This is a genomic window from Kluyvera ascorbata ATCC 33433, from assembly GCF_000735365.1.
Lineage (GTDB): Bacteria > Pseudomonadota > Gammaproteobacteria > Enterobacterales > Enterobacteriaceae > Kluyvera > Kluyvera ascorbata.
In genome coordinates, this window is sequence record NZ_JMPL01000002.1 from 122,541 (window position 1) to 134,817 (window position 12,277).

At 55.8% G+C, this 12,277-nt stretch carries 12 protein-coding genes; 9 read left to right on the plus strand and 3 right to left on the minus strand.

What is annotated here, in order from left to right; genetic code table 11:
* Positions 1-11 precede the first annotated feature (11 nt).
* From aegA to GKAS_RS01225, 3 genes are all read left to right on the plus strand, one after another.
* Positions 12-1,994 (plus strand): formate-dependent uric acid utilization protein AegA, encoded by a 1,983-nt coding sequence (aegA, locus tag GKAS_RS01215; RefSeq protein ID WP_035891492.1) that lies wholly within the window; start codon positions 12-14, stop codon positions 1,992-1,994.
* Between the two features lie 57 nt (positions 1,995-2,051).
* A complete protein-coding gene (gene nudK / locus GKAS_RS01220) occupies positions 2,052-2,630 on the plus strand; it encodes a GDP-mannose pyrophosphatase NudK (protein ID WP_035891494.1) in 579 nt (192 codons plus the stop codon).
* Positions 2,631-2,733: 103 nt separating this feature from the next.
* Positions 2,734-3,783, plus strand: a complete 1,050-nt coding sequence (locus GKAS_RS01225) for a DUF1176 domain-containing protein (RefSeq protein WP_035891495.1) — start codon at positions 2,734-2,736, stop codon at positions 3,781-3,783.
* Here GKAS_RS01225 and GKAS_RS01230 read toward each other — a convergent pair.
* Positions 3,780-4,106, minus strand: a complete 327-nt coding sequence (locus tag GKAS_RS01230; protein ID WP_035891498.1) for an EthD family reductase — start codon at positions 4,104-4,106, stop codon at positions 3,780-3,782. The two genes, GKAS_RS01225 and GKAS_RS01230, sit on opposite strands and share 4 nt — an antisense overlap.
* A 214-nt stretch (positions 4,107-4,320) precedes the next feature.
* On the opposite strand from GKAS_RS01230, the gene GKAS_RS01235 reads away from it, so the two are divergent.
* Positions 4,321-5,232, plus strand: a complete 912-nt coding sequence (locus GKAS_RS01235; RefSeq protein WP_035891500.1) for a LysR family transcriptional regulator — start codon at positions 4,321-4,323, stop codon at positions 5,230-5,232.
* Between the two features lie 245 nt (positions 5,233-5,477).
* On the plus strand, positions 5,478-7,757 hold the full coding sequence (gene maeB / locus GKAS_RS01240; RefSeq protein ID WP_035891502.1) for an NADP-dependent oxaloacetate-decarboxylating malate dehydrogenase: 2,280 nt from the start codon (positions 5,478-5,480) through the stop codon (positions 7,755-7,757).
* 79 nt (positions 7,758-7,836) lie between these two features.
* On the opposite strand, the gene hemF is transcribed toward maeB, so the two are convergent.
* Positions 7,837-8,739, minus strand: coding sequence for an oxygen-dependent coproporphyrinogen oxidase (gene hemF, locus GKAS_RS01245; RefSeq protein WP_035891503.1), 903 nt, complete (start codon positions 8,737-8,739; stop codon positions 7,837-7,839).
* The gene (amiA, locus tag GKAS_RS01250; RefSeq protein ID WP_035891505.1) at positions 8,739-9,608 is read right to left on the minus strand and encodes an N-acetylmuramoyl-L-alanine amidase AmiA; all 870 of its coding nucleotides are present in this window, start codon (positions 9,606-9,608) and stop codon (positions 8,739-8,741) included. Before amiA ends, hemF begins: the two co-directional genes overlap by 1 nt.
* Positions 9,609-9,821: 213 nt before the next feature.
* Between amiA and GKAS_RS01255 the strand changes: the two genes are divergently transcribed.
* The 4 genes from GKAS_RS01255 to GKAS_RS01270 all read left to right on the plus strand — a co-directional run.
* Positions 9,822-10,247, plus strand: coding sequence for a GNAT family acetyltransferase (locus GKAS_RS01255; protein ID WP_035891508.1), 426 nt, complete (start codon positions 9,822-9,824; stop codon positions 10,245-10,247).
* Positions 10,234-10,683 carry a DUF2919 domain-containing protein gene (locus tag GKAS_RS01260; RefSeq protein ID WP_035891510.1) on the plus strand — a complete coding sequence of 150 codons (450 nt, stop codon included), beginning with the start codon at positions 10,234-10,236 and terminating at the stop codon, positions 10,681-10,683. The genes GKAS_RS01255 and GKAS_RS01260 overlap by 14 nt, the downstream gene beginning before the upstream one ends.
* A 61-nt stretch (positions 10,684-10,744) precedes the next feature.
* On the plus strand, positions 10,745-11,320 hold the full coding sequence (locus GKAS_RS01265) for an RpoE-regulated lipoprotein (RefSeq protein ID WP_035891513.1): 576 nt from the start codon (positions 10,745-10,747) through the stop codon (positions 11,318-11,320).
* A gap of 97 nt (positions 11,321-11,417) precedes the next feature.
* Positions 11,418-12,277 (plus strand): Dyp-type peroxidase (locus tag GKAS_RS01270; RefSeq protein WP_035891515.1); only part of this gene is annotated, 860 nt, incomplete at its 3' end.

Here is a 12,277-nt window from a genome sequence, read left to right on the forward strand (position 1 = left end):
GCTGAGAATGTATGAACCGTTTTATTAGGGTAGATAGCCAAAAATGCATTGGATGCAAGGCGTGTGAAGTAGCCTGCGTGATGTCGCATAACAATGAACAGCATGTGTTAACTCCTGCTCAGTTTATTCCACGTATTACCACCGTGAAGATGAATAATCAGCGAGGGGCGGCAACCTGCCATCACTGTGAGGATGCCCCTTGCGCTCGTAGCTGCCCGAACGGCGCGATTCGTCAGAGTGATGATGCCATTCTGGTCGATCAGGCGAAATGTATCGGCTGCAAATCCTGCGTCGTTGCATGCCCGTTTGGCACCATGCAGATCGTGCTGACGCCAACTGCAGAGGGGCGCGTAAAAGCGAGCGCCCACAAATGCGATCTGTGCCATGAGCGCGCGGCGGGTCCGGCGTGCGTGGAAAACTGCCCGGCGGATGCACTTCAACTGATGACCAGTCAGCAGCTTACCGATATTGCTAAAAATCGTCGCCTACAGACCGCGTGCCGGGAAGCGCAGCCGTGGCATAGCGACAGCCGCGCCGTTGCGCCGGAAGTGAAGCGCAGTAAAGTCGAGCAGATGGCACAAACGCCGACACGCGGTGAGGCCGATAAGCTCAACATTGAGGCCCGCAAAACCGGCTTTGCGGAAATCTATCTGCCGCTAAAAGAAGCGCAGGCGCAGCAGGCTTCCTCACGCTGCCTGACGTGCGGCGAGCACAGCATCTGCGAATGGACCTGCCCGCTGCACAACCATATTCCGCAATGGATTGAACGGGTGAACGCTGGTGATATCGACGCGGCGGTAGAACTGTCGCATCAGACTAACCCACTGCCGGAAATCACCGGCCGCGTCTGCCCGCAGGATCGACTCTGCGAAGGAGCCTGCACCATTCGTGATGAACATGGTGCGGTGACTATCGGCAATATCGAACGCTATATCTCTGATCGCGCGCTGGCTAAAGGCTGGCGGCCTACCGTCGGTAACGTTGCCAGCAGCGGCAAACGAGTGGCGATTATCGGTGCTGGCCCGGCGGGGCTGGCGTGCGCCGATATTCTGGTGCGTCAGGGGGTAGAGGCGGTAGTGTTTGACCGCCACCCGGAAATTGGCGGCCTGCTGACCTTCGGCATTCCTTCCTTCAAGCTGGATAAATCGCTGATGGCGCGTCGGCGTGAAATTTTCACTGAGATGGGCATTCGCTTTGAGCTGAACTGCGAGGTGGGTAAAGATATCGCCCTGGAGACGCTGCTTGCTGATTACGACGCGGTGTTTGTCGGCGTTGGGACCTATCGCTCGATGAAGGCCGACCTGCCGAATGAAGACGCGCCGGGCGTTTACGACGCCTTGCCGTTCCTGATAGCCAACACCAAAAACGTGATGGGCATCAGTGAGCTACCTGACGAACCCTATATCAATACCAAAGGGTTGAACGTGGTGGTGCTCGGTGGCGGCGACACGGCGATGGACTGCGTGCGCACCGCACTGCGCCACGGCGCGCAAAAAGTGACCTGTGCCTATCGACGTGACGAAGCCAACATGCCGGGGTCGAAAAAAGAGGTCAAAAATGCCAAAGAAGAGGGGGCCGAGTTTGAATTTAACGTTCAGCCGGTGACCCTTGAACTGGATGAGAAAGGCCACGTGTGTGGTATTCGCCTGCTGCGTACCCAGCTTGGCGAGCCGGATGCTCAGGGCCGCCGACGTCCAATGCCAATACCAGGCAGCGAGTTTGTGATGCCCGCGGATGCGGTGATCATGGCCTTTGGCTTCCATCCGCACAGTATGCCGTGGCTCAATGCCAAGGGTGTCGATGTGGATGACTGGGGGCGTATCCGCGCCAACGTCAATTCGCCTTACCGCTACCAGACCAGCAATCCACAGATTTTCGCCGGCGGTGACGCTGTGCGTGGCGCGGATTTGGTGGTGACGGCGATGGCGGAAGGGCGGCACGCCGCGCAGGGTATTCTCGACTGGCTTGGGGTAAAAATCACTCCAGCGCATTGACGATAGCCGGGCTCGGCGGCGTAATATGTCTTATCCGTATTACGCCGTGGAGCCCGCATGTCCCTGAATATTACCGTCATCAAAGATAAAATCCTCTCCGATAACTACTTTATCCTGCGCAATATCACCTACGATTTAACCCAGCGAAACGGCGATGTGGTCCAGCACAAACGTGAAGTCTATGACCGTGGCAACGGCGCGACGGTGTTGCTGTATAACCGCCAGAAACAGAGCGTGGTACTGGTGCGTCAATTCCGTGTCGCCACCTGGGTTAACGGTAACCTCGACGGAATGCTAATCGAAACCTGCGCGGGGCTGCTGGACGATGATGAGCCGGAAGCCTGCATCCGCAAAGAGGCGATTGAAGAGACCGGCTACCAGGTGAGCAACGTGCGTAAGGTCTTCCAGCTTTATATGTCACCGGGAGGCGTTACCGAGATAGTTCACTTCTTCATTGCCGAATACGATGAGCGTCTGCGACAAAATAACGGTGGTGGGGTGGAGGATGAAGACATTGATGTGTTGGAATTGCCGTTCGCTCAGGCAATTGAGATGATTCGTAGTGGCGAAATTTGCGACGGTAAGACGGTGATTTTACTTCAGTATCTGCAAAGTTCAGGCCTTATGGCGCAATAAAGGACAATGCTCAATCCGATAATTCTGATTGAGACTCGCCGCTTCGCTAGTGAAGATACCCCCCAGTATATTGATGTTTTTTTCTTCTGGGGTTGTACCGTCCATGCGTTACCACGTTCTCCTCTTTTTCTTCTGCATCGGGTTGCTCCCGACGTCGTTGACGTGGGCGGCCCCGGCGCAGCAGCTTTTCTCTGATTGGTTAGTCACCTGTAATAACCAGAATTTCTGCGTAGCGCGCAACGTGGGGTTACACCATGGTCTGGTCATGACGCTCAGTCGCAGCGCCGGGGCGCACACCGATGCCCAGCTCCGCATTGAGCTGGGTGGCCTGGTCAACCCGGTAGCGGCCGTACCGGCGATAGAGCCGCGGCTGCTGCTTGATAGTCAACCGCTTAAGCTCACCGGCGAGCACTGGAAGGTGCAGCCTAAGCTACTGACCACCGGCGATAGCGTCACCATTGATGCCTTCTTACAGCAAATTCAGGATGCCGATGCCATCACGCTGGTGAAGGGCGTTCAGGTGATGTCGCTAAAAGGGCTGAAGGCAGCGCTGCTGTTTATCGATGCCCAGCAAAAACGCGTAGGCAACGAAACGGCATGGGTGCGCAAAGGCGATGAGCCGCCGATGAGCGTACCGCCCGCACCGGCGTTGAAGTCGGCGGTGAAAGCAATTCCTGCTCCGACGCCGCTCAGCCACGACGAATACAACGACCTGCTCGATTTCGGCACCTGGCGTATGAACAATAATCAGTGCTCACTGGATCCTGGCCGCCGCGAAGTCTGGGTGACGGCATTAAGCGATGATAAAGCATTGATAATGACCAGCTGTGAATCAGGTGCTTATAACACCATCTATCTCGCCTGGCTGGTGTCGCGCAAGAAACCCTTTATCACCACGCCCATTCGTCTTCGTTTGCCGTTCCTGCCCGCTGGCAGCGACAGCCGCGATATCGAGTTGGTCAATCTGACTTTCAATGAGAACTCGCGGGAACTGGTGACGTTGGATAAGGCCCGCGGGCTGGGCGACTGCGGCGTGCAGACGCGCTGGCGTTTTGACGGCCAGCGTTTCCGCCTGGTGCGCTACGCCGCGCAGCCAGAGTGCGATAACTGGCAAAGCGCCGACGCGTGGGCGACGCAGTGGGTCTCCGGTTAACGTTTTCTGATTTCCGTAATATAGGTAACGGCCACGTTGGCGGCAAAGTTGGGTATGTCGTCAAACGCCTTCTGGCCTACCGGAGAAGCAAAGGCAGCCATCGCATCCTCTAGTGAATCAAACCACAGTTCAGAAAATCCGTCGATCGGCGAGTCGGGGTAGACCCGGCGGTCGATAGGATTCAACACATAGCCACGTAGCCCCGGCAGTTCGAGGGCAATTTTGCTGTGTACCGCCTGCCAGTGGGCCACAAACTCTTCAAAACTCTGCGTTGTTTTTTTCGTCAGCAGACCGACGTGTTTAAAACCGTTTGCCGTTGTCATCGTGTTCTCCAGCTTATCAACTCAATGATTAATTTAACTATTTAGGATGATGGCTTAACAGGCCTGCTTTGCCACATGATGGTGGTTCGTCATCACGCTGCATACTATGATTGATTTTATTTGGGCGATAAATAGGGGTTGAGTTGCTTCTTTGTAGACATAAATTCTCCAATACGCTAAAGCATAGCGATGGCAACCCAATGGATGAACAACGATGCGAAAAACCGATAATCTTGGCGGTATTACTGCTTTTGTAACGACCGCGCAGCATGGAAGCTTTACCGCCGCCGCAGAGCTGCTGGGGCTGACTAAATCGGCTGTAGGCAAGAGCGTGAGCCGTCTGGAAGCGCGCCTGGGGCTGACGTTGTTCCTGCGTTCCACCCGCCGTTTGAGCCTGACGCCGGATGGGGAAGCCTTCCTCTCCCGCTGCCAGCAGGCCATTGATATCCTTGAGCAGGCAGAAGCGGAGCTCACCGCCCACGTCATTCACCCGGCGGGCAGGCTTCGGGTTGACCTGCCGTCGGCCTTCGGTCGGCAACGTATTCTTCCCATCCTGCTGGCGATTACCCAGCGCTACCCTGAACTGTCGCTGACGGTGACCTTTAGCGAACGCTTTGTCGATCTGATTGAAGAGGGGATCGATTTGGTGGTGCGGATCGGTGAGCTGGCTGACAGCAGCGGGCTGGTGGCCAGAAGGCTAACGACGCAGAAGCTGGTTATCTGTGCGGCTCCCGCGTATCTCAAGGCGTTCGGGGAGCCACAGTGTGTCGATGCTCTCGCGCGTCATCGCTGCGTGGTCGGTTTTCGGCGCAATCAGCCTCTATCCTGGCTTATCAAATCGGCGGACGGAAAGATAACGCGTTTCACGCCGCCGCCCACTTTTGAGATGGCCGACGGCGACGCGATGCTTGCCGCAACGCTTGCGGGCTGTGGGCTATCGCAGCTTCCACGCTGGCTGGTGGCGGAATCATTGGCGTCGGGGGCGCTGGTCGAAGTCCTGGCCGAAACCGCCGGTGGCGAAATGCCTATCAGCGCCATCTGGCCGAAAAATCGTCAGATGCTGCCGAAAATTCGTTATGCGGTGGACGAGCTGATAAAGGCAGGGCTTGAAGGACGGCTGGATTAAAACCATAACTTTTTGGTTATAGCTGGCATAACGAAAAAGCATAGATGGATATCATGATCTTGCTATCGATAATTGGTAACATATAGACAATAAATCAATAACAAATCAAGGCGTGTTCGCAAGAGTATGGCGGCCTTCAAAGTTTACCGGGCTGTCAAAGGCGATACTAGGCGCTTCCTTCGGGAGTGCATCAGGAACGTAATTGCGCTTCACCCTTTTAGTTCGATACGTGAAAGGAACCCCAAATGGACGACCAATTAAAACAAAGTGCCCTCGATTTCCATGAATTCCCTATCCCAGGAAAAATTCAAGTCTCTCCGACTAAGCCGCTGGCAACGCAGCGCGACCTTGCGCTGGCCTACTCTCCGGGCGTAGCGGCCCCGTGCCTGGAAATCGAAAAAGACCCGCTGGCGGCGTACAAATATACGGCGCGCGGCAACCTGGTCGCGGTGGTGTCAAACGGCACCGCGGTACTCGGGTTGGGGAATATCGGCGCGCTTGCCGGTAAACCGGTGATGGAAGGCAAGGGCGTTTTGTTCAAGAAGTTCGCCGGTATTGATGTTTTCGACATCGAGGTGGACGAAACTAACCCTGACAAATTTATCGACGTGGTTGCTGCGCTGGAGCCGACTTTCGGCGGCATCAACCTGGAAGATATCAAAGCACCGGAATGTTTCTACATTGAGCAGAAGCTGCGCGAGCGTATGAACATTCCTGTGTTCCATGACGATCAGCACGGTACGGCTATCATCAGCACCGCGGCTATCCTCAACGGCCTGCGCGTGGTAGAGAAAAATATCTCCGACGTGCGCATGGTGGTTTCCGGCGCGGGCGCGGCGGCGATTGCCTGTATGAACCTGCTGGTGGCGCTGGGGATGCAGAAACACAATATCGTGGTCTGCGACTCGAAGGGCGTGATTTACGAAGGCCGCGAGCCCAATATGGCGGAAACCAAAGCCGCTTACGCGGTGAAGGATGACGGTAAACGCAGTCTCGACGACGTGATTGCTGATGCGGATATCTTCCTTGGCTGCTCCGGCCCGAAAGTGCTGACCCAGGAGATGGTCAAAAAGATGGCACGCGCGCCGATGATTCTGGCGCTGGCTAACCCCGAGCCAGAAATTCTGCCGCCGCTGGCGAAAGAAGTGCGTCCGGATGCCATTATCTGTACCGGCCGTTCTGACTACCCGAACCAGGTGAACAACGTGCTGTGCTTCCCGTTCATCTTCCGCGGTGCGCTGGACGTTGGCGCAACGGCGATTAACGAAGAGATGAAGCTGGCGGCAGTCCACGCGATTGCGGAACTGGCGCACGCCGAGCAGAGCGAAGTGGTAGCCTCCGCCTACGGTGACCAGGACCTGAGCTTTGGCCCGGAATATATTATTCCTAAGCCGTTCGATCCGCGTCTGATCGTTAAGATCGCTCCTGCGGTAGCGAAAGCGGCGATGGATTCCGGCGTGGCGAAGCGCCCGATTGCCGATTTCGATGCGTATATCGAAAAACTGAGCGAGTTCGTCTACAAAACTAACCTGTTCATGAAGCCGATTTTCTCCCAGGCCCGTAAAGAGCCGAAGCGGATTGTACTGGCGGAAGGGGAAGACAATCGCGTGCTGCACGCGACGCAGGAGCTGATTACGCTCGGTCTGGCGAAGCCGATTCTGATTGGCCGCCCAAGCGTCATTGAAATGCGTTTGCAGAAACTGGGCCTGCAGATTAAAGCCGGCGTGGACTTTGAAATCGTCAACAACGAGTCCGACCCGCGCTTTAAAGAGTACTGGCAGGAATACTATAGCTTGATGAAGCGCCGTGGGATTACCCAGGAGCAGGCACAGCGTGAAATGCGCAGCAACACCACCGCGATTGGCTCCATTATGGTGCTGCGCGGCGAAGCTGACGGCATGATCTGCGGCACCATCGGTGACTACCATGAGCACTTCAGCGCCGTACAGCCGCTGTTTGGCTACCGCGACGGCGTTCACACCGCGGGCGCAATGAATGCGCTGCTGCTGCCAAGCGGTAACACCTTTATTGCTGATACCTACGTCAACAACGACCCAACGCCAGAACAGATTGCTGAAATCACCCTGATGGCGGCGGAAAGCGTGCGTCGTTTTGGTATCGAACCACGCGTGGCGCTACTGTCACACTCTAACTTTGGCTCGTCCGATTGCCCATCAGCCAGCAAAATGCGCGATGCGCTGGAGCTGGTGAAGGCACGTGCGCCTGAGCTGATGATTGACGGTGAGATGCACGGCGATGCTGCGCTGGTGGAAAGCATCCGTAATGACCGTATGCCGGACAGCCCGCTGAAAGGCTCTGCGAATATCCTGGTGATGCCAAATATGGAAGCGGCGCGTATCAGCTACAACCTGCTGCGCGTATCCAGTTCTGAAGGGGTAACCGTGGGGCCAGTGCTGATGGGGGTATCGAAGCCGGTACATATCCTGACGCCGATTGCTTCCGTCCGCCGCATCGTTAACATGGTGGCGCTGGCGGTAGTCGAAGCGCAGACCCAGCCGCTGTAACAATGTAGCCCGGGGAGGCGTTCACGCCGACCCCGGGAATGGCACCGAGCTAATCCCGGCGGCGCTTCGCTTGGCCCGGCTACAGGAGCCAGTCTTTCACTTTGATAAATTCGCTTAAGGCGGCTTCCGGGCTGCCTTCTTCCGGCTGGTAGTTATACTCCCAGCGTACCAGCGGCGGCATCGACATCAAAATCGACTCCGTGCGCCCGCCGGTTTGTAGGCCGAACAGCGTGCCGCGGTCCCACACCAGATTAAACTCCACGTAGCGCCCGCGACGATAGAGTTGGAAATCGCGCTCACGTTCGCCGTACGCCATCGCTTTTCGTCGTTCAACAATTGGCAGGTAGGCATCGGTGAAGCCTTTCCCTACCGCTTGCATAAAGCCAAAGCAGTGGTCGAAATCAGGCGTATTCAGGTCGTCAAAGAACAAGCCGCCAATGCCGCGCTGCTCGTTGCGGTGCTTGAGATGAAAATAATCATCGCACCACTTTTTATAGCGCGGATAGACATCCTCGCCAAACGGCAGACACAGGTCTCGGGCGACAGTGTGCCAGTGCACCGCATCTTCCTGAAAACCGTAGTAGGGCGTTAAATCGAAGCCGCCGCCAAACCACCATACCGGCTCAGCGCCCGGTTTTTCGGCGATAAAGAAGCGGACGTTAGCGTGGCTTGTCGGCACGTACGGGTTGCGCGGGTGTACCACCAGCGACACGCCCATGGCTTCAAAACTGCGCCCGGCAAGTTCAGGGCGATGTGCCGTTGCTGATGCGGGCATCGCATCGCCATGGACGTGGGAGAAGTTCACCCCGGCCTGTTCAAAGACGCTGCCATCGCGCAGAACTCGGCTGCGACCGCCGCCGCCAGCTTCACGCTGCCAGCTATCTTCAATAAAGGTGCCGCCATCTACGCGCTCAAGCTGCTGGCAGATATCGTCCTGCAGCTTGAGCAGAAAGGCTTTCACCTGCTGTACGTTGATGGTCATTAACGTCTCTTCGCGTGGGCTTTCTGGTTATCAAACCAGTGGAAGTAGCTGATGATGCCGGAAGCAATCGCATCGGCAATTTTCTGCCTGAACGCGGCGGTACCCAGCAGCTTCTCTTCTCCTGGGTTGGTGATAAACGAGGTTTCCACCAGCACTGAAGGAATGGACGGCGACTTCAGCACCACAAATGCGGCCTGTTCTGTACTGCGACTGTGCAGCTTGTGCACCGGCTTAATTTTCTTCAGCACGTGCGAGCCGAGCGTCAGGCTGTTTTTAATGGTGTCGGTCTGAACGAGGTCAAACAGCACCTGCTGGAGCAGGTGGTCTTTATCCTTGGCCTTTTTACCGGCGAGTTCATCGGCGGCGTTCTCTTTGTCCGACAGGTATTTTGCCATAGCGCTACTGGCCCCACGGTTAGAAAGGGCAAACACCGATGCGCCCGCCGCTGAAGGGTTAGTAAAGCCGTCCGCGTGAATCGACATAAACAGATCCGCGCCGTGCTGATGGGCAATTTCGACCCTGTCGTAGAGCGGAATAAAGGTGTCGCCCGAGCGGGTCAATTTGGCATCGATACCGTTCTTCTGCAAAATTGCGCGGACGTTTTTGGCAATCGCCAGCACCACGTGTTTCTCTTTCGAACCGTTATGCCCAATGGCGCCGGTATCAATACCGCCGTGGCCTGGGTCCAGCATCACTAAGCGTCTGCCCGACGATTTCTTCGCCGGTTTGCTGTGACCGTTGCTGGTTTTTAAATTGGTCTCTTTAGCGACTGCCTGAGAGGCGATCCCCGACAGCGTGAGTGCAGCCAGTCCGGCTTTTAGCACCTGGCGGCGCGAAGTCAGTATTTTTAAGGGTTTAAAAGTGCTCATTCCGGCCTGAGTTGTAAAAACAAGAATCCATATGTTATATCGTATCGCGAATTTCGTTACGACTGTTCGTGATGAGAATTGTTTTACTTTTCATTTCAATACGTGTCTGTACCGTATTATGCCATTTTTTTCACTGTGCCGCGTCAGATATTGGCTAAATTGCCCGTTCACGCCATAATCACTGTTTTTAAACCTGAAAAGGCGGGCAATACCATGGAGATACGCGTTTTTCGCCAGTCGGACTTTGAAGAAGTCATCACCCTGTGGGAGCGCTGCGATCTGTTGCGCCCGTGGAACGATCCGGAGATGGACATCGAGCGCAAGGTTAACCATGACGTGAGTCTGTTTCTTGTCGCGGAAGTTAACGGTGAAGTGGTCGGCACCATTATGGGCGGCTACGATGGCCACCGCGGCTCTGCGTACTACCTGGGCGTGCACCCGGAATACCGTGGCCGCGGCATCGCCAATGCGCTGCTGAATCGCCTGGAGAAAAAGTTGATTGCCCGCGGTTGCCCGAAAATCCAGATCATGGTTCGTGAAGAAAACGACGTGGTGCTTGGTATGTACGAACGTTTAGGCTATGAACATGCCGACGCACAAAGTTTAGGTAAGCGCCTGATAGAAGATGAAGAGTACTGAGTTTTCGCCCGCCGATTACGACCCACAGGGCCGTCTGCGCCTGCCTTTTCTGTTCTGGTGTCTGCTACTGTTGCAGGCGCGGACGTGGGTACTTTTCCTGATGGCGGGCGCATCGCGCAATCAGGGCGATGCGCTGCTGAATCTGTTTTATCCCGACCATAGCCTTTTCTGGATTGGGCTGCTTCCCGGCGTGCCGGCGGTTCTGGCCTTTTTGCTAAGCGGGCGGCGGCATCTTTATCCGCGCCTATGGAAATGGCTGCGCCCGGTCCTGATCCTCGCCCAGCTGATTTTACTGCTCTGGCAGCCGTGGATGTGGCTGGGCGGTGAAGCGCTTTCCGGCGTGGGATTAAGCCTGTTTTTACTCGATATTTTTGCCTTATGGTGGCTTATCACCAACCGGCGTTTACACGCCTGTTTTACGGATGTCGCAGAATAGACGGCACTTTTTGTGTTTACTGGACTCCAATAGGCCTGACTTGAATATATAGGAAGTATCAATGAAATCGCTGCGTTTACTCTTGTGTGCCCTCCCTCTGGCGCTGACCGGCTGTTCAACGTTGTCGTCGGTGAACTGGTCTGCCGCCTATCCGTGGAACTGGTTTGGTTCCTCCGCCGGTGTGACGGAGCAGGGCGTGGGCGGCCTTAATGGGTCCACCGCGCTGAACGAACAGGCGATTAGCGATGCGCTTGGTAGCAGCTATCGTCTGCGTAGCGGGATGAAGGCGCACGACGGTAACATCGTTCATTACTTTGAAGCGCTGCGCGGCGATAAGCTGGCGCTGGTGATTAACGGCGATAGCGGCACCGTTAGCCGCATTGATGTTCTTGATGACAGTATTGAAGCCGCAGATGACGTGAAGGTCGGCACTCCGTTCAATAAAATTTACGATAAAGCCTTTGGCAACTGTCAGGCGACAACGGGAGACGACAGCAACGTCGTCGAGTGTAAGGCCAAAGGCAGCGAGCACATCAGCTACCAGTTCTCGGGCGACTGGCAGGGGCCGCATGGTTTGATGCCGCCGGACGATACCTTGAAAAACTGGACGCTGAAGAAAATCATCTGGCGTCGCTAAATTTGACGCCAGATAGCCCGTAGATGTCAAAAGCGGGTACAATGTGTGAGGTTTTTATATGCCACGACGTCGTGGCATTTTATTTTCAGGAGGAGCGATGTCTCAGGTTCAGAGCGGCATTTTGCCGGAACATTGCCGCGCGGCGATTTGGATTGAAGCCAATGTTAAAGGGGACGTTAGCGCCCTGCGTGCCGGTAGCAAAATTTTTGCCGAAAAGCTGGCGGCGTTTCAGGATAAATTCCCGGATGCGCATTTAGGCGCAGTGGTGGCGTTTGGTCACGACACCTGGCGCGAGCTGAGCGGCGGCGTAGGTGCAGAAGAGCTGAAAGACTTCCCTCCGTACGGTAAAGGACTTGCACCCTCCACGCAGTTTGATGTGTTGATCCACATTCTGTCGCTGCGCCACGACGTAAACTTCTCCGTTGCTCAGGCTGCACTGGCGGCGTTCGGTGATGCCCTGGACGTGCAGGAAGAAGTGCACGGTTTCCGCTGGGTTGAAGAGCGTGACCTGAGTGGTTTCGTTGATGGCACCGAGAACCCGGCGGGCGAAGAAACGCGCCGTGAAGTTGCCGTGATTAAAGACGGTGTTGATGCGGGCGGCAGCTACGTCTTTGTTCAACGCTGGGAGCACAACCTCAAGCAGCTTAACCGCATGAGCGTACCGGATCAGGAAATGATGATTGGCCGCACCAAAGAAGCCAACGAAGAGATCGACGGCGACGATCGCCCGGAAACCTCTCACCTGACCCGCGTTGACCTGAAAGAAGACGGCAAAGGGCTGAAAATTGTGCGTCAGAGTCTGCCTTATGGCACCGCGAGCGGTACCCACGGCCTATACTTCTGCGCGTACTGTGCGCGTCTGCATAACATTGAACAGCAGCTGCTGAGCATGTTTGGCGACACCGACGGTAAGCGCGATGCGATGCTGCGTTTTACTAAGCCGGTGACCGGTGGGTA

Coding starts and splice junctions, on each gene's coding strand:
- aegA (WP_035891492.1), top strand. CDS start 12: ATGAACCGTTTTATTAGGGTAGATAGCCAAAAATGCATTGGATGCAAG.
- GKAS_RS01225 (WP_035891495.1), top strand. CDS start 2,734: ATGCGTTACCACGTTCTCCTCTTTTTCTTCTGCATCGGGTTGCTCCCG.
- GKAS_RS01260 (WP_035891510.1), top strand. CDS start 10,234: ATGAAGAGTACTGAGTTTTCGCCCGCCGATTACGACCCACAGGGCCGT.
- GKAS_RS01265 (WP_035891513.1), top strand. CDS start 10,745: ATGAAATCGCTGCGTTTACTCTTGTGTGCCCTCCCTCTGGCGCTGACC.
- GKAS_RS01230 (WP_035891498.1), bottom strand. CDS start 4,106: ATGACAACGGCAAACGGTTTTAAACACGTCGGTCTGCTGACGAAAAAA.
- GKAS_RS01255 (WP_035891508.1), top strand. CDS start 9,822: ATGGAGATACGCGTTTTTCGCCAGTCGGACTTTGAAGAAGTCATCACC.
- GKAS_RS01235 (WP_035891500.1), top strand. CDS start 4,321: ATGCGAAAAACCGATAATCTTGGCGGTATTACTGCTTTTGTAACGACC.
- nudK (WP_035891494.1), top strand. CDS start 2,052: ATGTCCCTGAATATTACCGTCATCAAAGATAAAATCCTCTCCGATAAC.
- maeB (WP_035891502.1), top strand. CDS start 5,478: ATGGACGACCAATTAAAACAAAGTGCCCTCGATTTCCATGAATTCCCT.
- hemF (WP_035891503.1), bottom strand. CDS start 8,739: ATGACCATCAACGTACAGCAGGTGAAAGCCTTTCTGCTCAAGCTGCAG.
- amiA (WP_035891505.1), bottom strand. CDS start 9,608: ATGAGCACTTTTAAACCCTTAAAAATACTGACTTCGCGCCGCCAGGTG.